The organism is Fusibacillus kribbianus (genome assembly GCF_030053595.1).
GTDB classification, from domain to species: domain Bacteria; phylum Bacillota; class Clostridia; order Lachnospirales; family Lachnospiraceae; genus Lientehia; species Lientehia kribbiana.
The window spans coordinates 1-23159 of record NZ_JASGBQ010000028.1 but is presented as its reverse complement, the minus strand read 5'-3'; the positions used below and the strand labels follow the sequence as shown (position 1 = coordinate 23159).

Below are 23159 nucleotides of genomic sequence, written 5' to 3'. Positions count from 1 at the left end.
GTAATAGATTATCACGTTAATTCGATAAAGCGAAACAGGAGAAATTATTATGAAACAGCTTTTGCATACCCCGGAGGGAGTCCGGGATATCTACAATTCCGAATATGCGAGGAAGCTGGTTATCGAGGGGCGGATCCGTAAGATTTTGAAAAGCTACGGATACGGAGAGCTTCAGACCCCTTCCTTTGAATTTTTTGATATTTTCAATAAGGAACGGGGAAGCGTGGCTTCCAGGGAAATGTTCAAGTTCTTTGACAGAGAGGGAAATACCCTTGTCCTTCGGCCGGATATGACGCCGCCGGTGGCCAGGTGCGCTGCCAAGTATTATACGGAGGAGCCTTTTCCCATCCGTCTTTCCTATCTTGGAAACACCTTTATCAATCATTCCAGCTATCAGGGAAGACTGAAGGAGTCTACGGTTCAGGGAGCGGAACTGATCAACGACGCTTCCAGTGATGCCGATGCCGAGATGATTGCACTGGCTGTAAACTGCCTCCTGGCTGCAGGCCTTCGGGATTTTCAGGTGGATGTGGGACAGGTGGAGTTTTTCAACGGCCTTGTGGAGGAAGCCGGGCTGGATGAGGAAATGGAAGCACATCTGAGAGAGCTGATCGAGGAAAAGAATTTCTTCGGCGTGGAAGAGCTTGTCTCCAGCCAGAAGCTGGACCAAAGCTTATCCGACGTATTTCTGAAGCTTCCGGAGCTTTTCGGCTCCGCCGGGATTCTGGAGACAGCATTGAAAATGGCGGTCAATGACCGAATGAAGGCTGCCGTCACACGACTTGTGAATCTTTACCGGATCCTGGAGCTTTACGGCCTTTCCGATTATGTGTCCTTTGATCTTGGAATGCTCGGAAAGTATAAATATTACACGGGAATCATTTTCCGGGGCGTCACCTTCGGTATGGGAGAGCCCATTGTGTCCGGCGGCCGTTATGACGGCCTGATGGGACAGTTCGGTAAAAATGCTCCTTCCGTGGGATTTTCCATTGCCATTGACGGGCTGATGTCTGCCCTTTCCAGACAGGGAATTGCAGTGGAAACGGACAAAACGGATCTTCTGCTCCTCTATGACAGGGCCATGCAGGATCGGGCGGCTTTTCTGGCTGCCAAACTGCGGGAGGAAGGAAAAAATCTGCCTGTCATCCGGAAAAAGGAGGAGACAGAGCTCTCGGAGTATCTGGCCTACGCGAAGAGGAACGGGATCGATACGGTCTGGTATCTGAAGGAAGGGGAGGATGGAATCCTTTCCTGCAGGAACGGGGCTTCCGGGCCGGAGATGACAGCAGTTTTATGGACGGAAGGGGACTTTTCATGAGATATCTGACGATTGCTCTCGCCAAGGGGCGAATGGCGAAAAAGACCATGGAGCTTTTTGAGGCCATCGGCATTCCCTGCGAGGAGATGAAGGACGAACATACAAGAAAGCTGATCTTTGTCAATGAAGAACTTAAGGTGCGGTTTTTCCTGGCGAAGGCAAATGATGTACCCACCTATGTGGAATACGGAGCTGCCGATATCGGAATCGTTGGGAAGGATACGATTCTGGAAGAGGGGCGCAGACTGTATGAGGTTCTGGACCTGGGCATCGGAAAATGCCGCATGTGTGTCTGCGGACCTTCTGAGGCGGAGGATAAGCTTCGCCATCATGAGCTCATCCGTGTGGCTACCAAATATCCCAATATCGCTAAGGATTATTTCTACAATAAAAAGCATCAGACGGTTGAGATCATCAAGCTGAACGGTTCTATTGAGCTGGCTCCCATCGTGGGCCTTTCTGAGGTCATTGTTGATATTGTGGAGACAGGCTCCACCCTTCGGGAAAACGGTCTTGCGGTTCTGGAGGAAATCGTTCCGCTCTCCGCCAGAATGGTGGTCAACCAGGTCAGCATGAAGATCGAGCATGAGCGGATCAGCCGGATTATCGATGCCATGAGAAAGCTGCTTAACAGTCAGACAGATCAGTGAGACAGAAAGAAACGGAGAGGAGAGCATTATGAGAATCGTGAAACTGGAGGAATCTTCCAGAAGGAATCTTCTGGAGCTTCTTTTGAAACGGAGTCCGTCCCAATATGGAACCTTTACAGACAAGGTCAATGAGATCGTGGAGACTGTCAGGGAGAAACGGGATGAGGCCCTGTTTGCCTATACGGAAAAATTTGACGGCTGCAAGGTAAATAAGAAAAATGTACAGGTGACCGAGGAGGAGATTGCTGAGGCCTACGAAAAAGTGGATGAAGAGCTTCTATCCGTCATCCGGAAAGCCCTTGTAAATATCCGGGCTTTCCACGAAAAACAGCGCCGTTACAGCTGGTTCGATTCCGATGAGAGCGGAATCCTTCTGGGGCAGAAGATCACGCCGTTAAACCGGGTCGGCGTCTATGTGCCGGGTGGCAAAGCGGTATATCCCTCTTCGGTTCTTATGAATATCGTACCGGCCAGGGTGGCCGGGGTAAAGGAGATCGTCATGACGACTCCTCCCGGTAAAGACGGGAAAATGAATCCGGCAGTGCTGGTTGCCGCCAGAGAGGCAGGCGTTGACCGCATCTTCAAGGCAGGCGGGGCGCAGGCCATCGCGGCACTGGCCTTTGGCACCGAGTCCATTCCAAAGGTGGATAAGATCGTAGGCCCCGGAAATATCTTTGTTGCTCTGGCGAAAAAGGCGGTGTTCGGGTTTGTTAGTATTGATTCTATCGCAGGCCCCAGTGAGATCCTTGTTCTGGCAGATGAGACTGCCAATCCCCGGTATGTGGCGGCGGATCTTTTGTCTCAGGCAGAGCATGACGAGATGGCTTCTGCCATTCTGGTGACCACTTCGGAGGCACTTGCAGAGGCAGTCAATAAAGAGATCGAAGGCTTTTTAGAGGTTCTGGAGAGACGGGAAATTATTAAAAAATCTCTGGATAATTACGGACATATTCTCATTGCCGATACCATGGAGGATGCCATTGAGGCGGCCAATGACATTGCCTCGGAGCACCTGGAGATCATGACAAAGGATGCCTTTACGGTGATGACGAAGATAAAGAATGCAGGAGCCATCTTTATCGGTGAGCACAGCTGCGAGCCACTGGGCGATTATTTTGCAGGGCCCAATCATGTGCTTCCCACCAACGGCACCGCCAAGTTTTTTTCGCCGCTGGGTGTGGATGATTTTATCAAGAAATCCAGTATTGTTTCTTATTCGAGGGAGGCTTTGGAGCCTGTCCATGAGGATATTATGCGGTTTGCAGCTCAGGAAGGGCTCACCGCCCACAGAAATTCCATAAAAGTACGGTTTGAGTAAAGCGGAGGACAGTATGGGACGGACAGCAACAGTAGAACGGAAAACAAAGGAAACAGAAATCAGGATCACCATCGATCTGGACGGTACCGGTGAAAGCAATATTGATACAGGAATCGGTTTCCTGGATCATATGCTGATTCTTTTTGCAAAGCATGGTTTATTTGATCTTGAGGTGAAAATCAAGGGAGATCTGGAGGTGGACACCCACCACTCCATCGAGGATGCCGGTATTGTGCTGGGACAGGCTATTTTGCAGGCAGTGGGAGACAAAAAGGGAATCCGACGCTACGGATCCTGTATTTTACCCATGGACGAGGTGCTCATGCTGGCAGCGCTTGATCTGTCCGGCCGTCCGTATCTTGTTTACGATGCGGAACTTAAGGCAGAGCGGGTCGGAGCGCTGGAAACGGAAATGATCAAAGAATTTTTCTATGCCGTTTCCTATTCGGCAGCTATGAATCTGCACATCAAGGAGATTCACGGGGAGAATACCCATCATGTCATTGAGGGCATGTTCAAGGCTTTTGCAAAGGCACTCGATATGGCTGTGACTGTGGATGAGAGGATTCCGGGACTCCTTTCCACGAAGGGTTCCCTGTAAGGTGTGAGGTACAAGAATGGTGAAAGAAAAAAAGCTCGGCGCGTTGGTGACCCTGACGGAGAGCGCTGTGGATCTTTGCCGCAGACTGGATGACGGCGGCGCAGATGAACTGATGCTGGTGGATGTATCTTCGGACGATGCAGGACACGACAAAAGCATCGGGATGATGAAGAAAATCATTCGCAATGCAGATGCTCAGGTCATTGCCGGAGGTCGTGTTAAACGGGTGGAGGATGTAAAAAAATATCTGTATGCCGGAGCAAGGATGGTCTTTTTGCAGGCTTCGGAAGCAGGCAATATTGATATGCTCAAGGAGGTTTCCGATCGGTTCGGAAAGGAAAAAATTGCTGTGTATCTGGATGACGGAAATCTTTCCCGGATGGAGGAGTATGCCTCTCTGGGTGCAGGAAGTTTTATTCTGGATGCCGGGAACTGCCCGACGGAGGGCTGCGGATTTCCGGTTATCCTTCTTACGGAGAAGCAGAATACAGAAAATCTCCAAACGCTCCTTTCCATACCCGGTGTGACGGGTGTCATGCTTGCCGGCAAGGCGGCCGGTGATTTTATGGAGAAAAAGCATGTTCTGAAAGGAGCAGGCCTTCCCATGAATACCTTTGAGAGCAGCGTTTCCTGGAAGGAGTTCAAGCTGTTAAATGACGGTCTGCTTCCGGTGATCGTTCAGGATTACCGGACGGGAGAGGTCCTTATGATGGCCTATATGAACGAACAGGCCTTTACGGATACTCTTAAGACCGGAAAAATGAATTATTACAGCCGGAGCAGAAAAAGCCAGTGGCTGAAAGGGGAAACCTCGGGACATTTCCAGTATGTGAAATCCCTTCATCTGGACTGCGACAATGATACGCTTTTGGCAAAGGTGGCGCAGGTGGGGGCTGCCTGCCATACCGGTTCCCGCTCCTGCTTTTATCAGACTCTTGCGAAAAAAGAATACGATGAGACAAATCCTTTGATGGTATTTGAAAAGGTCTATGATGTGATCATGGACAGGAAGCTTCATCCCAAGGAGGGCTCTTATACCAATTATCTGTTTGATAAGGGAATCGATAAAATCCTGAAAAAAGTCGGAGAGGAAGCCACTGAGATCATCATTGCAGCCAAGAATCCGGATCCGGAGGAAATCATTTATGAAATTTCCGATTTCCTGTATCACGCGATGGTGCTGATGGCAGAAAAAGGAGTGAGCTGGGAGGATATCACAAAAGAATTGGCAAATCGTTAAGGTTCCTGCTTGCCGGATTCTTTTAAATGGAGTAAAATAGAGGTATCAGGATAGTAAAGGGGGAACAGCCTATGGCATGGAGGGATAAGTGTCTGCGTTCCGTGATGGATGCAAAGCTGTTTTTATCGACGGCGCATATGGAACGGTTTAAGGAGTGCTGGAAGCTTCTGAAAAAACAGCCGTTTTGTACGAAGGGCATTTGCAAATGTCTGTTTCTGGCAGCATGGGATCAGGAGCATTATCAGTTTTTCCGGGATACCATTGACGAGATGATTGCCAGAAAGGATACGGATACTTCCTATATGTTGGAGAAGGGCAGGGTTGTCCTGGGAAATGTGGCCTTAAGTGAGCGGGAACTTTTTAAGCTTTCCATTGATTTTCTTGAAAAGGAAGGCGAGACGCCGGACGAGCATCTTCTGCTGAAGCTGGCGCACCATTGGGTTCCCATTGCGGACCATACTCTTGAAATGGGAAGACTTCTGGATTCCCTGGAATAACAAAATATCGGCTTGAAAACGACATTGGCAGGTTATACTGCCAGTGTCGTTTTTTAATCGCATGTCATAAAGCGGGCGAGAAGAAAGCCGGATGCAGAAAGAAGAAGGCAAAAAACAAAAGATAGACCTGTGGACATGAAAGAAGCGGCACGGAATATATCCCATAGGGAAGCCATGACAAAGCCCAGGATCACCAGGTGGGTCTGTTGGGGATAGTTCTTTAAAGCTTTTTCCAGCAGTCGAGTGAAAAAGAAAATGCCGGCCAGAACTCCGGCTCCAAAGGGAAGCAGCAAAAGAAACTGACGGTTTCCGATGGCACTCAGGACAAAGCCGTACACACCCAGGATACAGAGCATGGAGGAAAAGGAAATTCCCGGCAGGACAAGAGCGAGAGCTCCGAGGATACCTGCGAGAAGATGAATCGGGAATCGGAGAAGGCCGCTTTCCTCCCCGCGGATCAGATCCGGCGGAAGCAGGGCAAAAAGAGCCGCTGACAGGATTCCGAGAAATAAGAAGAAAAGAGACTTTGGTGAAATACGGATATCTCCTGCAGCCTGCCAGACAGTCGGAACACCGCCGATGACAGCTCCTGCCGCAAAGAAAGAAGTTTCTGACGGAAACCGGTTTACGAGGATCGACATTGGTCTGGACAGGAGAAGAAATGACGCCCCTGACCCCATCATGAAACGGACCAGAAAGAGAAAGTTTTCTTTTTTGTGGGAAGAAAAGGAACTGATACAGGACAGCAGTTTTTCATAAATACCAAAAATCATGGCCATGGTACCGCCGCTGACACCGGGAATCAGCATAAAGGCGCCGATGAGGAAGCCTTTGAACATGAGTTTCATAACCGCTCCTTTATCGCTTTCTGCGAAGGGAAGGTTTCTACTTATCCTATGGAACAAAAGATGGAAATATGCCATAGATATCTTGCGGGTTTTTGTAAATTCCGATATAATGGATGCAATTGTGGCTTAATGCCTTTTGTAATGTTTTTATTTCATGGAGTGTAAACTATGCGTAAATTAGCTTTGAGTGACGAATTGTTGTTAAGTGTGGAAAAACCGGCCAGGTACATCGGTGGTGAGATCAATGAAGTGATCAAAGACGCCTCCCGGGTGGATATTCGTTTCTGCATGTGTTTTCCCGATGTGTACGAGATCGGGATGTCGCATCTTGGCATTCAGATTCTTTACGATATGTTCAACCGCAGAGATGATATCTGGTGTGAGCGGGTCTATTCTCCCTGGACAGACATGGACAGGCTTCTTCGGGAAAAGCAGATTCCTCTGTTTACCCTGGAAAGCCAGACCCCGGTTAAGGACATGGATTTTCTTGGGATTACGATCCAGTACGAAATGTGTTATACAAATATTCTGCAGATCCTGGACCTGTCGCAGATTCCTCTTTTTGCGGCAGACCGTGGCGAGGACTGCCCCATTGTCATCGGTGGGGGCCCCTGTACCTATAATCCGGAGCCCATCGCAGAATTTTTTGATATGTTTTATATCGGCGAGGGTGAAACCGTATATTACGAATTGATGGATCTGTATAAAAAGATCCGTGAAGAGGGCGGCAGCCGAAAGGATTTTCTGGAGCAGGCGGCTGCTCTTCCCGGTATTTATATTCCGGCTTTTTATGATGTGGAATATAACGAGGATGGAACGCTGAAATCCATGGCGCCAAACAATCCCCATGCTCCTGCCAGGGTGGTCAAGCAGCTGGTGGTGGATATGAGAGATACCTTTTATCCGGAAAAGCCGCTAGTTCCGTTTTTGAAGGCAACTCAGGACAGAGTGGTTCTTGAGATCCAGAGGGGATGCATCCGCGGCTGCCGTTTCTGTCAGGCGGGGATGGTATATCGTCCGGTGCGGGAGCGGGATATTGAAGATCTGAAGCAGTATGCCGTTAAAATTCTGGAAAATACAGGGCATGATGAAATTTCTCTGAGCTCCTTAAGCTCCAGTGATTATACTCATCTGAAGGAACTGGTGTATTTCCTGATTGAGAAATTCCGCCAGAAGGATGTAAATATTTCCCTTCCCTCTCTGCGGATCGATGCTTTTTCCCTGGATGTGATGAGCCGTGTCCAGGATGTGAAAAAAAGCAGTTTGACCTTTGCACCGGAAGCCGGAAGCCAGAGAATGAGGGATGTCATCAATAAGGGACTGACTGAGGAGGTCATTCTGGAAGGCGCAGCAGAGGCCTTTAAGGGAGGCTGGAATAAGGTCAAGCTTTATTTTATGCTGGGCCTTCCCACGGAAACGAAGGAGGATATGGAGGGAATTGCAGCTCTGGCCAATGAGGTGGCAAGAGTCTACTATGAGGTAGTTCCCAAGGAAAAACGCCAGGGACGGGTTCAGGTGACCTCCAGTACGTCCTTCTTTATTCCCAAGCCCTTTACTCCTCTTCAGTGGGCGTCCATGTTTACCAAGGAGCAATATCTGGAGAAGGCACGTACGGTCAATGAGGCCATGAAGAGCCAGCTGAATCACAAAAGCCTCCGTTATAACTGGCATGAGGCCGACGTGTCTGTGCTGGAGGGAGTTCTGGCCAGAGGTGACAGACGGGTAAGCCGTGGAATTCTGGATGCTTACAGGAGAGGCTGCCTCTTTGATTCCTGGTCGGAGTGCTTTGACAATGAGAAATGGATGGAGGCTTTTGCAGCTCAGGGAATCGATGTGGCTTTTTATAATTTGAGAGAGCGTTCCCTGGAGGAGGTCTTCCCCTGGGATTTCATTGATACCGGAGTGACGAAGGAATTTTTAAAGCGGGAGTGGAAGCGGGCCATGGAAGGGGTCGTCACGCCCAACTGCCGGGCAAAATGTCAGGGCTGCGGTGTCAGAAAATTCGGCGGAGGTGTGTGCTTTGAAGGTCAGAGTTAAGTTTAAAAAGACCGGAATCATGAAATTCATCGGTCATCTCGATGTGATGCGTTATTTCCAGAAGGTGAATCGTCGGGCAGGAGTGGATATCGCCTACTCCGGGGGGTTCAGTCCCCACCAGATCATGTCCTTTGCTTCTCCGCTTGGGCTTGGCCTTACCAGCGAAGGGGAGTATCTGGATATGGAGATCTTAAGTACAGACACTTCTGATCATATGGTAAAACGAATGAATGAAACCATGGCGGAAGGAATGGAAATCGTAAGCTTTCTTCTGCTTCCGGAGACAGCTAAGCCGGCCATGTCCGTAGTGGCTGCCGCTGATTATCTGATTTCGCAGAAGGAAGCGTCTGCTGTCACGCTGCCGGACGGCTGGCAGAAAACAGTGGAAAGCTTTTTGGCTCAGGATGTGATTCCCGTTTTAAAAAAGACCAAAAAGAATGAAAAGCAGATCGATATCCGTCCCATGGTATACCAATGGGAGCTTCGGGATGAGGGGCTTTTTGTGAAGCTTTCTTCCGGAAGCGCAGAGAATTTAAAGCCGGAGCTTTTGCTGGAAGCACTTTATCAGTATGCCGGCAAGGAATATCCTCCCTACAGTCTTGACATCTGCCGTCTGGAGCTTTATGCCGGCGGTGAGGCAGAAGGAGAACAGCCCCTGATTCCCCTGGAAGCCTTTGGAAAAAAGATCGAGGCACCGATACCCAGAGAAGTTAAAGAGGATATGCCATGAGAAGAGCAGTGATCACCTCTCTGGAAGGCCTTCGGATCACTGCTGAGGAGACAGACGGCCGGATCACCGGTCTGTTTCCGGAAAAACCGGAGGAGGCTTCTCTGGTGGGGTGCATTTATGTGGGGCGGGTCAGCCATATTGTGAAAAGCATCCGTGCCGCATTTGTAGATATCGGAAGAGACACCATGTGTTATTATCCCCTAGATGAATGGGAAAAATATGCTGCATGGCAGAAAAATGGAGCAGCGCTTCATGAAGGCGATGAGATCCTTCTTCAAATCGAGAAGGATGCAGTCAAGACAAAGGCGCCTACCGGAAGCGGACGCCTGTCCTTTACCGGCCAGTACCTGGTTCTGATGACCGGGAAAAAGGGACTTTTCTTTTCCTCCAGGATCCGGTCGGAGGAACGGAAATCGGCACTTAAGAAGCTCCTGGAAGGAAAGATGAAGAGAATTTCAGAAAATGAAGCGGCAGATTTTTCTTATGGAATCATTGTGAGAACCAATGGGGAGGCTGCTCCGGAGGATGCGGTTCTTTCTGAACTTACAGAGCTTCTTTCAGAGGCAAAGCAAATTTTTTCCGTGTGGAGGACAAGAACAGCAGGCACTCTTCTTTATGAGCCGGAACCGGCTTTTCTTTCGGAAATCTTCAACAATCGTACCGAAACTCTCGAAGAAGCAGTGACGGATGACAGAGCGGTGTACGACATTCTTCTGCGGAAAAAAGAAGCGATTCTTGTCGGAAATCAGAGCTGCCACCTTCCGAATATCCGTTTTTACGAGGATTCCTATCCGCTTTACAAGCTTTACAGTCTGGAAACTGCCCTTTCTCATGCCCTTTCCAGAAAGGTGTGGTTAAAGTCAGGCGGCTCGTTGATCATTGAGCCGACGGAAGCCCTTGTTTCCATCGATGTCAACACCGGAAAATTTGACGGGAAAAAAAATCTGGAGGATACCTTCTTTAAAACAAATCTGGAAGCAGCTGCGGAAATTGCAGTGCAGCTTAAGCTTCGCAACCTGTCCGGCATCATCATTGTGGATTTTATCGATATGAAGGAAGAGGACCACAGAGAACAGCTTTTGAGTTATTTTGAAGCTGCCTTAAAGAAGGATCCTGTGAAGATAACGGTCCTGGGATTCACCAGACTGAATCTGGTGGAACTGACGAGAAAAAAGGTAAGGAAGCCTCTGCATGAGGTGATGTCAGAATAAAAAGCAGGAAATTGAAAAGAAAAGACATATTCTTTACTTGTGTTATTCTGAAAAGTATGATAGCTTTATAGTAAGCCGATGTTAACGCGGCAAATATAAGAATCGGAGGACGGGATATGAAAAAGCGCATTGCGGCATTGATGTTGGTCTTTGCCATGACAGTTCTTATGCTGGCAGGCTGCGGAGGATCCAAGGCTGCTCCTGTAGTGGGAACCTGGAACGCAACCACCATTGAAATGGAAGGAAGCACCATCAAGATTGATGAATGGCTGTCTTTGGCCGGTTTAAGTGACATGAAAAATGAGATGGAGCTCAAGTCTGACGGCAAGCTCACTGTTGATCTGATGGGGGAGCAGGGAGAGGGCACCTGGAAGTATGAGGAGCCCAAGGTTACCCTGACCATTGAAGGCGATGATGCTGTCGCAGAATACAAGGACGGAAAAATCGTTCTGGATCTGAACGGCGCTGTTATGACCTTTGAGAAATAATTTATTTTTCAATAAGACATCTAATATAACAGGAATTTTCAGGATGTAAAAAAATGTTGACAACCCTGAAAATTCCTGTTATATTTATATAGTATGCCGCACAATGAGGTAGAAAAGCTCTGCTTATGGCAGACACCGTAGTTGGCGAGTAATGATAAACAGGAGGTGCCGTATGTACGCGATTATTGCAACAGGTGGAAAGCAGTACAAAGTTGCTGAAGGCGATATCATCAAGGTTGAGAAGCTTGGTGTAGAAGCTGGTGAGACTTATACCTTTGACCAGGTTCTGGCTGTAGGCGGCGATGAGCTGACCGTTGGATGCCCTACCGTGGCAGGTGCAAGCGTTTCTGCTACCGTTATGAACGAAGGCAGAGGCAAGAAGGTTATCGTTTACAAGTATAAGAGAAAGACCGGATATCACAAGAAAAACGGTCACAGACAGGCTTATACCCAGTTAAAGATTGAAAAGATCAATGCTTAATTGGTTTTCATGAAAAACGATGATTACGGTAAAAGTATTTGTGGATTCTGACGGAGAACACCGTGGCTTTCGTATCTCCGGCCATGCAGGCTATGGAGAGGCGGGAGAGGATATCGTGTGTGCAGCCGTATCGGCGCTGGCACAGAATACCATCAATTCCATTGAAGCTTTTACGGAGGATGCGATTTCTTATTCCGTAGACGACGGTTATCTTGATTGTTCCCTGGACGGAACAGTCAGTGCAGAATCGAAATTGCTGCTGAATTCTTTGATACTCGGTTTGGAGAGTGTCAGAGACAGCTGTCAAACAGGCAGGAAAAAAAATCAATTTATTCGAATTGTGACTGAGGAGGTGTAAGACCATGTTGAAGATGAATCTTCAGTTATTCGCTCACAAAAAGGGTGTAGGTTCCACCAAGAACGGCAGAGATTCTGAGGCCAAGAGACTTGGCGCCAAGAGAGCGGACGGACAGTTTGTGCTGGCTGGCAACATTCTTTACAGACAGCGCGGTACAAAAATCCATCCCGGAGTAAACGTAGGCCGTGGCGGCGATGACACATTATTTGCTCTGGTGGATGGTGTGGTACGTTTCGAGAGAAAGGGCAGAGACAAGAAGCAGGTTTCTGTATACCCTAAGGTAGTAAACGAATAAGCCATGTTTCATAGAAGCCGGCGCTCCATGCGTCGGCTTTTTTACCACCGAATAACTCATAAAACCTCCTGCTGCGGTACAAACTGCAAACAGGACAAGTAGTTTGGCTTCTTCTGACAGAAAGGAAAAGGCGATGTTTGCAGACAGCGCGAAAATATTTATTAAATCCGGCAAGGGCGGCGACGGCCATGTGAGCTTCCGCCGGGAACTGTATGTCCCCAACGGCGGTCCGGACGGCGGCGACGGCGGACGGGGCGGAGACATTATTTTTGAGGTCGATAAGGGTCTCAATACTCTGACTGACTTCCGTCATGTGAGAAAGTATGCGGCAACAAACGGTGAAGAGGGCGGTAAACGGCGCTGCCACGGAAAAGACGGGCAGGATTTAATCATCAGGGTGCCGGAAGGAACCGTGATCAAGGATTTTGAAACAGGAAAAGTGATCGCTGATATGTCCGGAGAGCATACCAGGGAGATTATCTTAAAGGGCGGCCGCGGCGGAAACGGAAATATGCACTATGCCACAGCTACCATGCAGGTCCCCAAATATGCCCAGCCGGGCCAGGACGGACAGGAGCTCTGGGTTCTTCTGGAGCTGAAGGTCATTGCGGATGTGGGACTCGTGGGATTTCCAAATGTGGGGAAATCCACACTGCTTTCCAGAGTCAGCAATGCAAGGCCAAAGATTGCCAATTATCATTTCACTACGATCAATCCAAATCTGGGCGTTGTAGATCTGGACGGACATGCCAGCTTTGTTATGGCTGATATCCCCGGACTGATCGAGGGTGCGTCCGAAGGAATCGGGCTTGGTCATGCTTTTCTCAAGCATATTGAACGCACCAAGGTCCTGATTCATATGGTGGATGCCGCATCGACAGAGGGACGTGACCCGGTAGAGGATATAAAGGCCATCAATACAGAGCTTGAAAAATATAATCCGGAGCTGTTAAAGAGACCCCAGGTCATTGCTGCCAATAAAATTGATGCGATTTACGCGGATGGAGACGATCCGGTGGGGAGGATCCGGGATGCCTTTGAAAAGGACGGTATTAAGGTGTTCGCCATTTCCGCTGTCAGCGGACAGGGGGTAAAGGAGCTTCTTTATCATGTCTACAGCCTGTTGAAGGATATGGACGATGCCCCTGTCATATTTGAACGGGAATTCGATCCTGCGGATCTGATCGTAAACACCACACTTCCCTACACCGTTGAAAAGATCGAGGATGGCTTATACAGTGTGGAAGGTCCCCGCATTGAAAAAATGCTGGGATACACGAATATTGATTCGGAAAAGGGCTTTGAATTTTTCCAGAACTTCCTCAAAACCAGCGGGATCCTGGAGGATCTGGAAAAGGCTGGAATCGAAGAAGGTGATACGGTAAAAATGTATGGCCTGGAGTTTGATTATTATAAATAACATGTCCTTTGTTTCAAAACAAACAAAAGGGAAGGTCGGAGGAATCATGAAAAGCAGACAGCGTGCATATCTGAAAAGTCTGGCTATGACGATGGAGCCCATTTTGCAGATTGGAAAATCCAGCCTGACACCGGAGATTACCGAAGCGGTCAATGAGGCTTTGGAAGCCAGAGAATTAATAAAAATCAATGTACTGAAAAATTGCCTGGATGATACCAGGATGATCGCGGAGGCTCTGGCAGAGCGTACCAGATCCCAGGTGGTTCAGGTAATTGGAAAGAAAATTGTTTTATACCGGGAGTCCAGAACCAAGAAGAAAATTGAACTTCCGAAATAAAGGCTGACCCGAAAACAGAAGGCTGCATAAAAGAAAAGGAGGGAGGCGGAGAAAATGGATAAAGTTCAGAATAAGATCGGCATCATGGGCGGAACCTTTGACCCCATTCACATCGCGCATTTGATTCTGGCAGAACAGGCCTGTGTTCAGTTTGGCCTTGAAAAGATTCTTTTTATGCCCTCATCTCAGCCGCCTCATAAGGATAACCGTATGGTATCGGCAGCATATCACCGGGAAGCAATGGTGCTGGCTGCCATCCGGGGAAACAATAAGTTTGTATATTCTGATCTGGAAATTCGGAGAGATGGTATCACCTATACCAGTGATACACTGAAAGAACTCCATGAAGAATATCCGGACACCGAGTTTTATTTTATTATGGGAGCAGATTCTCTGTTTGCTGTAGACACCTGGTATAAACCGGAGGAAATTTTTAAAACGGCCATTATTCTGGCTGGAAACCGCATGGATGTTCCGGAGGAAAAGCTGGATCATCAGATCGCTTATCTCAGGGAGCGCTTTGGCGGTCAAATTCATCTGATCGATATGCCGGATATCGCTGTTTCCTCCAGTGACATAAGAAAACGGTGCAAAGAAGGCCTGCCTATCCAATATTACGTTCCGGATGCCGTATATCAGTATATCGAAGCAAATGAACTCTATGTGCAGAACAGGCTTCAGGAAACGGAAAACACAATTGAAAATACAGCAGGATTCAATACCGGGGAAAAAGAAGAGGGAGGAAGGACTATGAAGCCGGATCGTCTGGTCATCAAAGAGAAGCTTCGCCACAAGCTTGGTATGGGACGTTTTGAACATACGCTGGGAGTCGCGTATACGGCTGCATGTCTAGCTATGCGTTATGGCTGCAATGCAGAGGATGCAGAGCTTGCCGGACTTCTTCATGACTGTGCAAAACAATATGATAATGAGACTTTGATGAAAAAATGTCTGAAATACAAGCTTCCCGTTTCGGAGGCGGAAAAGAGAAATCCTTCTCTTCTTCACGCAAAGCTGGGGGCTTATCTGGCAGAGCAGAAATATGATGTGGAGGATTCCGGTATTCTGAATGCCATCCGCTATCATACGACAGGCCGGCCGGCCATGACTCTCATAGAGAAAATCATTTACGTGGCAGATTATATTGAACCCAGAAGGTTTAAAGCACCGAATCTGGATAAAATACGGCAGCTGGCCTTTGTGGATCTGGACAGGACCGTGTGCGAGATCATGAAAGACACTCTCGCCTATTTGAAGGAAATGCCGGCTAACATCGATGAGACAACAATGGAAGCATGTATTTATTATCAGAAGCTGAATGACAGCAGCAAATGGGAACAGGCTATATAAACAGAAGGAGTGAGCTTATGGAAAAATCAAAGGAAATGGCAGCGATTGCCTGCCGGGCTCTGGAGGATAAAAAAGGACAGGATGTAACGGTCATCGACATTTCCGGCGTTTCCTGCCTGGCTGATTATTTTATCATTGCTAACGGTGAAAACAGCAACCAGGTGCAGGCTATGGTGGACAATGTGGAGGCAGAGATGGCAAAAGCCGGTTATCACTACACTCAGCGGGAAGGTTATCAGGCTGCCCGCTGGATCCTGCTCGATTACAGGGATGTGGTCGTTCATGTGTTTTCCAAGGAGGATCGGCGCTTTTATGATCTGGAGCGCATTTGGCGTGACGGAAAGTTTGTGGACAGGAAAGAGCTGGAGGCATAAGCCCCGGCTCTTTTATCATTGTGTAAAAACAAGAGAACGCCCGAACGGTTCATAAGATCTTCGGGCGTTTCTTAGTCTGTTTCGGATTCCAAAAACAGTTATTTCATCATTCGGAAAAGGCCGATCACCTTTCCGAGAATGTTGACATTATCCACAATAATTGGTTCCATCGTATCATTTTCCGGCTGCAGACGATAATGTCCATTTTCTTTATAAAAACGTTTCACGGTAGCAGAATCATCAACCAGAGCGACAACGATCTCTCCATTGGAAGCAGTGGAGGCAACTGTACAGAGAACCTGATCACCGTCAAGAATGCCGATATTGACCATACTGTCACCTTTTACATGGAGCATATAGGTTTCCTTATTGGGAAGCATCTCTGCAGGGAACGGAAAATAGTTCTCAATATTTTCTGTGGCCAGGATGGGCTGTCCGGCGGCCACTGTACCGATCACAGGAATCTGGACCATCTCACGTCTTGTAAGACCAAATACATCATCTACTATCTCTATAGCTCTGGGCTTCGTCGGATCACGGCGGATATAACCGTTTTTCTCAAGGGTTTCCAGATGGGAGTGAACGGAAGAGGTGGATTTTAAATGAACCTTTTCACAAATCTCACGTACCGTAGGAGGATATCCTTTTTTTAATATCTCCTCTTTAATAAATTCTAAAATCTCTGTCTGCTTTGCAGTTATCTTACCGGGCATGGGACGTCCTCCTTCAGCTTTTCTAAGTTAATAGTAACATATGTTCGATTAATATGCAAGCGAAAAATCCAAACATTTGTTTGAAAATTTACGGAGAAAGTATTGACAAACATTTGTTCCTGTAGTAAGATGAGAACAGTCAAGAACAAATGTTTGCAAACAAAGGTTTGGGGGTTCCTTATTTAACAGAACAATAGGAAACAGATCGGAGGATGGATCCGTATGCAGAAAAGAGCAAAAGCTTCCCGTATCAAAATAAAATGCCTGATTTTTCTCGGTGTTATATTTTTATTTTCCATGATTTTTTTCGGAGCTATTGTCAGTGCCAAAAATGACAAGGATGCAGCTCCTCTTTATAAGTATTATACTTCTATCCAAATCAACAAAGGAGACACTCTTTGGAAGATTGCCGGGGAGTATTGCCATGATTCTGATCAGATGAATGCCTATGTGAAGGAACTGAAACAGATCAATCATCTGAACAGTGATGAAATCCATGCAGGGAATTATCTGACTGTCATATATTATTCTGATCAGTACAAATGAGAAGACACGAGCAGCAGTGGAAGAGGACTTTCGCTGCTGTTTTTGGCTCTGTGATTTTCTATATTCTGCTTTTTAAGCAATAAACTGAATTGACATATTGAACGATAAACATATTTCCTGCATTGCCATGGAAAAGCATCCTATACTCTGGGATGTGTGGCAATTGAAGAAAATCAGATGAAATCACTGCTGCAAATGCTGAGGCCTGACGCACGGATTATCTTGGTACGGGATAAGGAGGAGCTTCTCGATTATATTGAATACTGAAACATAAAAGGGGAGAAGCCTCATGGCTTCTCCCTCAGCCGTACTGCGTTTCTGGCGCTTCGGCGCCGCTCATCCTCTAGGGCGGCGTAATGCTTTCTGGTGGTGTTGACGTCGGAGTGTCCCAGGACATCGGCCACCAGATAAATATCGCCGGTCTCCCGGTATAAATTCGTGCCGTATGTGCTGCGAAGCTTATGTGGTGTGATCTTTTTTAGAGGAGTCACCAGCTTCGCATATTTTTTTACCAGATTTTCCACGCTTTTCACACTGATCCGTCTTGATTGGAGAGAGAGGAAAAAGGCCTGTTCATGGCCGCTTACGGGTATGATGCGTTTCCTTTCCTCCAGGTAGTCCAACAGCGCATCGCGGACCTCCTCGCCGAAATAGACGACGACTTCCTTTCCGCCTTTTCTGTGGATACGAATCCCGTCATTTTTAAAATCCACATCATTCAGGTCAAGTCCTACACATTCCGAAACACGAATCCCGGTTCCCAACAGAAGTGTGAGAATTGCCACATCTCGGATTTTCGTCTTTTCATGAAAGGCTTTCTGGCGTTCTGTCAATCCTTCGCCATTTTCCACATTGTCGAGAAGGCTTGCCACCTCATCGATATCCAACCTGATAATATCCTTGGAATGAAGCTTGGGAAGTGAGATCAGGGCAGCAGGGTTGTTTTTCAGCAGTTCTTTTTTATAAAAATAATTGTAAAAGGTTTTCAGGGAAGAGAGCTTTCGTGTGATTCCCCGCTCTTTGTTGATATGTTCGGTATTCTCATCACTGGAATAATATTTTAAATATTCCATATACTCTTCCAGATCGAACGCTTTCACCATATCCAGATCGGAAAGGGTGATGTCCCGCATCTCTTTTCCTTTTAAAGCAGGGTTTTCTTTCAACAGGAACTCAAAAAACACCTTCAGATCATAGGCATAGGCGATCCTTGTCCTGGAGGAGGTCGTTTGTTCGATTCCGCGGAAAAATGTCACACAAAAGGGCGGAAGAGCAGTAAGCATTTCCCGAAGCTTTTTTGTGTTCTGAATATCCACCTGTTCAAAATATGGCTTTTGTTCCATGATAAATATGCCTCATTTCCTTAAAAAGCCGGCAAACAGTCCGCAGCTGTTCAAAAAGGCTTATCTGTTTCCAGGAGTTTTTTCCGGCCAACCGGGAATCTTTCCGTTGACAATGGCTGTAAACATCCGTTCTTTGGCTCCCGGATTTTCCGTGGTGAGAGTTCTGACGACATTTTTTACATATTCCCGTCTGGTATGTCCGTCTGCCGGGCAGGGATTTTTGCAGACCGGAAGATGATACTGGTTTTTAAAACCGATGATGTCCGCCTCAGGCACATACATAAGGGGACGGATGACGGTTAGATCCATGCGGTCCAGATAGGTGTAAGGAGAAAAAGAGTGAAATCTCCCCTCATAGATCAGAGACATCAGCATGGTCTCCACAATATCATCCTTATGATGGGCATATGCCACCTTATTGCAGCCTAGTGCCTTGGCCTGTTCGTTGAAAGCGCCTTTCCGCATTTTAGCACAGAGTGAGCAGGGATTTTCTTCTTTTCGTTCTTTGAATACAATTTCACCGATTTCGGTAGAAATCACCGTGTAGGGCACGTTCAGCTCCTCACAGAGGGCTTTAATCGGAGTGAGGTCCATTTCCTTGAATACCGATACAGTAATGGCCTCAATGGTGAAAGGATTCGGATAGAAACGCTTTAGTCCATTCAAAGCATATAATAATGCAAGGCTGTCTTTTCCGCCGGAAATCCCCACAGCAATTTTATCACCCGATTCAATCATCCCGTAATCATCGACAGCGCGCCTTGTGTAGCTTAACAGCTTTTGCAGATTCATAGAAGTTCATTCCTCTGATTGTTATGAGTATTATTTTCTTTGACGTTACTTATTTTATCACAGGAGTGATTTCACCGCAACACCGGAAAATGCAGAACGGCCGATATAACGTGGAGGTATGAATGGTTTGGAATAGTATTCCTGATCATCTCTATTTATTCGCTAAACTCAACTTTAACGAATAAATTGGAGGTGGGTTATGAAAAGAGTTATAATTATTCTTTTTTCTATTACCTACCTCTTTTTTGTTAATTGTGTTTATGTTTTTGCTGTACCTGATGATCTTGTTGATTTCAGTGTTACTTATGATAATACTGCCGTTGCATTATATTCTTCCTCTACTTCTGGTGGATCTATTGTTTCATCTAATCAGAATATATTTTATCAGATCGTAGGATCTAATACTGAATATACTGGTGGTACTTTGACTTTTTCTGCTGAATTTCCAATTACTGCTGTTGTTGCTGGTTTTTATGGTGGTGCTACTTATTCAGGAACTTTTAATTTTCGTTGGTTATTTACTCCGTCTTTAAAAAAGTATGATAATGGTACATGGGAAAATGCTGGTGCTATAACTAGTGTTAATATTTTTTATGATGGTTCTGATAATGTTGAAATTCGACCTTTTCAAGTTACTAATAGTGGTTATACTGGTTATATAATTCTTAATGATAAATATATGGTTGACAATGCGGGTATTGCTCAAGGTTTAATCTTGCCTTTCCGTGTTGTTATATCTGGTGAAGTTTCTTATACTTCCACAAGTCAATTAATGTCACCTGCTTATCGAATGTATTTTACGAATGATTATTTTGCTTTAACATCTGGTGAGGCTAAAGCTCATTGGGGTATGTATGATCCTTTATCAATGCAGGATTCAGAGCAGCACGAAGAAGTTATTAATGGTTATGATAACACTGCTGGTAATAATGCTAATAATTCTCTCGAATCTGGTCTTGCATCTTATGAATCTGAAGAAGCTCAGGCTCATAATGATTTTAATAATAAAATGGATTCTTATACGAATCCGGATACAAGTGATTATGTGTCTGGTATATCTTTTATTTCCTCTGCTGTTGTCTTATGGTGGAATGGCCTAGTGTTAATGATTTCATGAGCTGTCACCAGACTGCTCACACGAATTGTCATCAGATTGCTTAACTGCCTGTCATAGATAATGGTGGATTCGCCGCCCGAAAACGGGCGGCTGACTTTTACTTAGTTGTGACCGTGAGCATTTCATGCTCTACTACAAACTTGATCATATAGTCATCGACCAGACGTCTCTGCTGTTGGAAGGCATACATCAGTGCCTTTTCGCAGATCCGGTTGATCATACGGGGAATTCCGGCAGATGCCTTGTGGATCTCATCCACTGCTTTTTCAGTAAAAACCTCCTGAGAACATCCAGAATACGCCATATGACTTCCGATGTACTGTTCTGTTTCCGATCTGTCCAGATGTGGAAGCGTACAATACATATCGATTCTCTGGCGAATAGCAGCGTAACGCTGTAACTTCAGTTTGTTTTCCCAAAGTTCTGTCTGCCCGACAAGGACTACTGCCATGGGACTGACAGAATCAAATTTGTAATTCAAAAGAAATCGGAATTCTTCCAGCGTTTCTTTTTCCAATAGATGAGCTTCATCAAGGATACAGACAACTTTCTTGTGCTGTACTCCACGGATGATTTCAATTTCCTGCTGTAGCTGGCGTTTGGAATCTCCCCGATAAAACCTTGATTCCAGACCGAGCTGATCCAGCAGCCCCTTATAAAACCATCTTGGAGTCAGCTTTGAGTCTGAAAGATAAAGAACGATGTAATCCTCTTTAGGAAGCTCTGAGTAAAACCGGCGGATCAGCGTTGATTTCCCACATCCGGAATCAGCGGTTACAACCGCAAACATCTGGCGGTCTGCCACATAGGATAAACGCCCTAATGTCTCGCGAAAAGCAGATGATTCATACAGCTTTTCAGGCGGAACATCACGGACAAAGGGTGTGTGTTCCATACCGAAGAATGCCTCATACATTGTCATTCGCCTCCTTCCGATAGGATGCAAATGAAATCGCGTCAGCCATCTGACGCTGTGTCTGTGCATGGCGGTTTTCTAAAGCATCAAGAAAACGGGATGTGCTCGGTTTCTGTTCCTGCATGGATGCCGGTAATACGGGACGTTTGTCACAGTATGAGCTGATTTTTATAGGCTGTGCTGTAAAACGTTCATAGCCTGGATAAGAAACCGTGATCGTTTCAGGCGCGGCAGGGTCATAAGAAATTTCAACTTTATGCCCAATCAGTGATGGTTTTGTCTCGTATTTTATTCCGCGGAAACTGATACATCCGCCTTTGTCAACTTTGCGTTCTTCGTGATGAAGGAAAGCTTCCGCTACGACTGAAACATCCAGGAAAGTGAGCGGGCGGCTGTCGCGGTTCCATTCCTGAAGAGGTGTGATCCCTTCTTCCGGGACCGCAGCTCCAAGGCTTTCATAGTACTCACTGATCCCTTCATGAGATTTCTTGTGATAATACTCGTCTGCGAAGATCTCCCAGAGACGGTTTAATTCATCCAGGCTTTTGATACCCTTCAGCTTCGATTCGCGGATAAAATCATCCACGACCTGGTGGAACTTTTCGATCTTGCCTTTGCTTTTTCCGCTTCTCGGCTTTGCATGAATGACACGGATGCCGAGTTTGGAAAGGGAAAAACGGATTTGCTTTGCGATATACTGTGATCCGTTATCAAAGTAACAGGCATCAAAAGTTCCGTGACGCAGGATCGCCTGGTGAAAGGTATCCTCGATGATCGCTTCTTCCTGATTATCATAGAACCGGGAGAATAGCAGCCGTCTGGAATGGTCATCAATAGCCGAGGACAGATAGGTCTGTACTTTGGCACCGTTTTTTCCAATAGGAAGTTTGGGACCATACTTGATATCTCCCTGGATCAGCATCATGCGGTGTGGTTTGCAGAAGCGTTTCGATGAACTCTCACGGGCTTCTCTGTACATCTGCATATGTTCACGGCCAAACCCTGCTTTATAAAGATGTCTTTCCAGGGTTGGGCGTTTTAATACCCCCGGTGCTACAAAGCCTTCTGCTTCCAGAATGAAGATGATCTGTGCAACAGACCGTTCCGGGACCTCTTTCCTGAGCTGGATTGCCTGTTCCAGAAGAAAATCGAAATTGTCCGGAAGTCTCTGGGATCTGTGTTTTTGCCGGTCTGCCGGTTTGAGTCCAGAGAACTGGCTTTCTGCATATGCTTTCTCGTAACGATAAAGAGAGCGGACGGAGATGTTATTCTCCTGTGCAATCTGCCTGCGCAGCTGCAGACGTTTTGCGTCATCCATATCTTCCCTGAGAAGGGGAGATATAAGCTGAAAGCGTTTGAGTGCTTCCTGTTCCTGCCACTGTTGTTTCATAAGATTTTTGCTTGTATTCATAGTATAGCGACCTCCTTTGAGACCACTATACAGAAGCAGCCGGTGACAGACGAACCAAAGTAGGTGCACAGTGCTACCAGGGGATCGGCACCAGGAATCCCCCGCTGTTATAGATCAGGCGGAGAATGATCTCCAGCCAGCTTTGATATTTTTTTCGTATAGCTTCGAGCAGTGAACCTTTGGAGAAGAGGACTCCTTCCCCAAGTCTGAAGATACTGTAGCCGGCACTTCTAAGGTAGCCTTCTATGTTGGTCAGATTGACCTGCAACCACAGGAGCCAGCGCTGCATGGTCTGCATGGACGGATAGTCCTCGGAATCAGCATCTTCAGGAGTGACAACTCCATCAAGAACTCCTGATATAACCTCAGTTTCATAATGCTTATACGGGGAGAGGCAATCCGGAAGTTCATTATGATAGGAATGGCAGTTTTTACATCTGAAACGTCGTATCATCAGACGCTCCTTACGTCCGCCTTCTTTCCTTCGGATACGTACGCGTGAATCCCGGTAGGCAAGAATCCCCTGACATCTGGGACATATATGGCTGGTCACACTGCTCTCAACAAAAAACACCTGAATTCCCCTTGAGGGTTAACGTATAGTCTGATATAATAACCATGGTTTTAGCGACCAGGTCTCAGAGTACACGACTTTCCAGGGAAGGTGCTCTGAGACTTTTTTCTTTCTGTAAACTGATGACAGTATACAGAACAATCCAGAGACACGCAAGCTAATCATTATTACGCTATTTTAAGAGGTCAATAACA

At 46.7% G+C, this 23159-nt stretch carries 26 protein-coding genes; 19 read left to right on the top strand and 7 right to left on the bottom strand.

What is annotated here, in order from left to right:
• The first annotated feature begins 49 nt into the window (after positions 1-49).
• The 6 genes from hisZ to QJ036_RS12290 all read left to right on the top strand — a co-directional run bounded on the left by hisZ (position 50) and on the right by QJ036_RS12290 (position 5624).
• A complete protein-coding gene (gene hisZ / locus QJ036_RS12315; RefSeq protein WP_283231667.1) occupies positions 50-1318 on the top strand; it encodes an ATP phosphoribosyltransferase regulatory subunit in 1269 nt (422 codons plus the stop codon).
• The gene (gene hisG / locus QJ036_RS12310; protein WP_283231666.1) at positions 1315-1968 is read left to right on the top strand and encodes an ATP phosphoribosyltransferase; all 654 of its coding nucleotides are present in this window, start codon (positions 1315-1317) and stop codon (positions 1966-1968) included. Before hisZ ends, hisG begins: the two co-directional genes overlap by 4 nt.
• Before the next feature lie 28 nt (positions 1969-1996).
• Complete coding sequence (gene hisD, locus QJ036_RS12305) at positions 1997-3286, top strand: histidinol dehydrogenase (protein ID WP_283231665.1); 1290 nt, start codon at positions 1997-1999, stop codon at positions 3284-3286.
• Positions 3287-3299: 13 nt separating this feature from the next.
• A complete protein-coding gene (gene hisB / locus QJ036_RS12300) occupies positions 3300-3887 on the top strand; it encodes an imidazoleglycerol-phosphate dehydratase HisB (RefSeq protein WP_283231664.1) in 588 nt (195 codons plus the stop codon).
• A gap of 16 nt (positions 3888-3903) precedes the next feature.
• Positions 3904-5127 carry a bifunctional phosphoribosyl-AMP cyclohydrolase/phosphoribosyl-ATP diphosphatase HisIE gene (hisIE, locus tag QJ036_RS12295; RefSeq protein ID WP_283231663.1) on the top strand — a complete coding sequence of 408 codons (1224 nt, stop codon included), beginning with the start codon at positions 3904-3906 and terminating at the stop codon, positions 5125-5127.
• A 71-nt stretch (positions 5128-5198) separates the two neighbouring features.
• Positions 5199-5624: a hypothetical protein gene (locus QJ036_RS12290; RefSeq protein WP_283231662.1), complete on the top strand. Its 426-nt coding sequence runs from the start codon at positions 5199-5201 to the stop codon at positions 5622-5624.
• Between the two features lie 53 nt (positions 5625-5677).
• Here QJ036_RS12290 and QJ036_RS12285 read toward each other — a convergent pair whose 3' ends face one another.
• The gene (locus tag QJ036_RS12285) at positions 5678-6472 is read right to left on the bottom strand and encodes a DUF368 domain-containing protein (protein ID WP_283231661.1); all 795 of its coding nucleotides are present in this window, start codon (positions 6470-6472) and stop codon (positions 5678-5680) included.
• A 168-nt stretch (positions 6473-6640) separates the two neighbouring features.
• On the opposite strand from QJ036_RS12285, the gene QJ036_RS12280 reads away from it, so the two are divergent.
• From QJ036_RS12280 to rsfS, 11 genes are all read left to right on the top strand, one after another.
• Complete coding sequence (locus tag QJ036_RS12280) at positions 6641-8509, top strand: TIGR03960 family B12-binding radical SAM protein (protein ID WP_283231660.1); 1869 nt, start codon at positions 6641-6643, stop codon at positions 8507-8509.
• Entirely contained in the window at positions 8484-9239 is a 756-nt protein-coding gene (locus tag QJ036_RS12275; RefSeq protein WP_283231659.1) for a TIGR03936 family radical SAM-associated protein, read from the top strand. The genes QJ036_RS12280 and QJ036_RS12275 overlap by 26 nt, the downstream gene beginning before the upstream one ends.
• Positions 9236-10450: a ribonuclease E/G gene (locus QJ036_RS12270; RefSeq protein ID WP_283231658.1), complete on the top strand. Its 1215-nt coding sequence runs from the start codon at positions 9236-9238 to the stop codon at positions 10448-10450. Before QJ036_RS12275 ends, QJ036_RS12270 begins: the two co-directional genes overlap by 4 nt.
• Positions 10451-10566: 116 nt before the next feature.
• Positions 10567-10938: a lipocalin family protein gene (locus tag QJ036_RS12265; protein ID WP_283231657.1), complete on the top strand. Its 372-nt coding sequence runs from the start codon at positions 10567-10569 to the stop codon at positions 10936-10938.
• A gap of 172 nt (positions 10939-11110) precedes the next feature.
• A complete protein-coding gene (gene rplU / locus QJ036_RS12260) occupies positions 11111-11419 on the top strand; it encodes a 50S ribosomal protein L21 (protein WP_283231656.1) in 309 nt (102 codons plus the stop codon).
• Between the two features lie 19 nt (positions 11420-11438).
• A complete protein-coding gene (locus QJ036_RS12255) occupies positions 11439-11777 on the top strand; it encodes a ribosomal-processing cysteine protease Prp (protein WP_283231655.1) in 339 nt (112 codons plus the stop codon).
• A 4-nt stretch (positions 11778-11781) separates the two neighbouring features.
• Positions 11782-12072: a 50S ribosomal protein L27 gene (rpmA, locus tag QJ036_RS12250; RefSeq protein ID WP_283231654.1), complete on the top strand. Its 291-nt coding sequence runs from the start codon at positions 11782-11784 to the stop codon at positions 12070-12072.
• A gap of 133 nt (positions 12073-12205) precedes the next feature.
• Positions 12206-13492: a GTPase ObgE gene (gene obgE / locus QJ036_RS12245; protein WP_283231653.1), complete on the top strand. Its 1287-nt coding sequence runs from the start codon at positions 12206-12208 to the stop codon at positions 13490-13492.
• A gap of 46 nt (positions 13493-13538) precedes the next feature.
• Positions 13539-13829, top strand: coding sequence for a ribosome assembly RNA-binding protein YhbY (gene yhbY, locus QJ036_RS12240; RefSeq protein ID WP_283231652.1), 291 nt, complete (start codon positions 13539-13541; stop codon positions 13827-13829).
• Between the two features lie 54 nt (positions 13830-13883).
• Complete coding sequence (gene nadD, locus QJ036_RS12235; RefSeq protein ID WP_283231651.1) at positions 13884-15179, top strand: nicotinate-nucleotide adenylyltransferase; 1296 nt, start codon at positions 13884-13886, stop codon at positions 15177-15179.
• 17 nt (positions 15180-15196) lie between these two features.
• Positions 15197-15553: a ribosome silencing factor gene (gene rsfS / locus QJ036_RS12230; protein WP_283231650.1), complete on the top strand. Its 357-nt coding sequence runs from the start codon at positions 15197-15199 to the stop codon at positions 15551-15553.
• Between the two features lie 98 nt (positions 15554-15651).
• Here the strand turns inward: rsfS and lexA are convergent, their stop codons facing one another.
• On the bottom strand, positions 15652-16266 hold the full coding sequence (gene lexA, locus QJ036_RS12225) for a transcriptional repressor LexA (protein WP_283231649.1): 615 nt from the start codon (positions 16264-16266) through the stop codon (positions 15652-15654).
• Between the two features lie 222 nt (positions 16267-16488).
• On the opposite strand from lexA, the gene QJ036_RS12220 reads away from it, so the two are divergent.
• Entirely contained in the window at positions 16489-16812 is a 324-nt protein-coding gene (locus QJ036_RS12220) for a LysM peptidoglycan-binding domain-containing protein (protein ID WP_283231648.1), read from the top strand.
• Between the two features lie 287 nt (positions 16813-17099).
• On the opposite strand, the gene QJ036_RS12215 is transcribed toward QJ036_RS12220, so the two are convergent.
• Both QJ036_RS12215 and QJ036_RS12210 read right to left on the bottom strand, forming a co-directional pair.
• Positions 17100-18155: a tyrosine-type recombinase/integrase gene (locus tag QJ036_RS12215; protein ID WP_283231647.1), complete on the bottom strand. Its 1056-nt coding sequence runs from the start codon at positions 18153-18155 to the stop codon at positions 17100-17102.
• A gap of 60 nt (positions 18156-18215) precedes the next feature.
• Positions 18216-18947, bottom strand: coding sequence for a tRNA lysidine(34) synthetase (locus QJ036_RS12210; protein ID WP_283231646.1), 732 nt, complete (start codon positions 18945-18947; stop codon positions 18216-18218).
• Positions 18948-19146: 199 nt separating this feature from the next.
• Here QJ036_RS12210 and QJ036_RS12205 point away from each other — a divergent pair, with 199 nt between their 5' ends.
• Entirely contained in the window at positions 19147-20064 is a 918-nt protein-coding gene (locus tag QJ036_RS12205) for a hypothetical protein (protein WP_283231645.1), read from the top strand.
• 97 nt (positions 20065-20161) lie between these two features.
• Here QJ036_RS12205 and QJ036_RS12200 read toward each other — a convergent pair whose 3' ends face one another.
• The 3 genes from QJ036_RS12200 to QJ036_RS12190 all read right to left on the bottom strand — a co-directional run bounded on the left by QJ036_RS12200 (position 20162) and on the right by QJ036_RS12190 (position 22944).
• Positions 20162-20986, bottom strand: a complete 825-nt coding sequence (locus QJ036_RS12200) for an ExeA family protein (protein ID WP_330578382.1) — start codon at positions 20984-20986, stop codon at positions 20162-20164.
• A complete protein-coding gene (locus QJ036_RS12195; RefSeq protein WP_283231644.1) occupies positions 20973-22391 on the bottom strand; it encodes a Mu transposase C-terminal domain-containing protein in 1419 nt (472 codons plus the stop codon). Before QJ036_RS12195 ends, QJ036_RS12200 begins: the two co-directional genes overlap by 14 nt.
• A 73-nt stretch (positions 22392-22464) precedes the next feature.
• A complete protein-coding gene (locus tag QJ036_RS12190) occupies positions 22465-22944 on the bottom strand; it encodes a DUF6431 domain-containing protein (RefSeq protein WP_283231682.1) in 480 nt (159 codons plus the stop codon).
• Between the last annotated feature and the right edge of the window lie 215 nt (positions 22945-23159).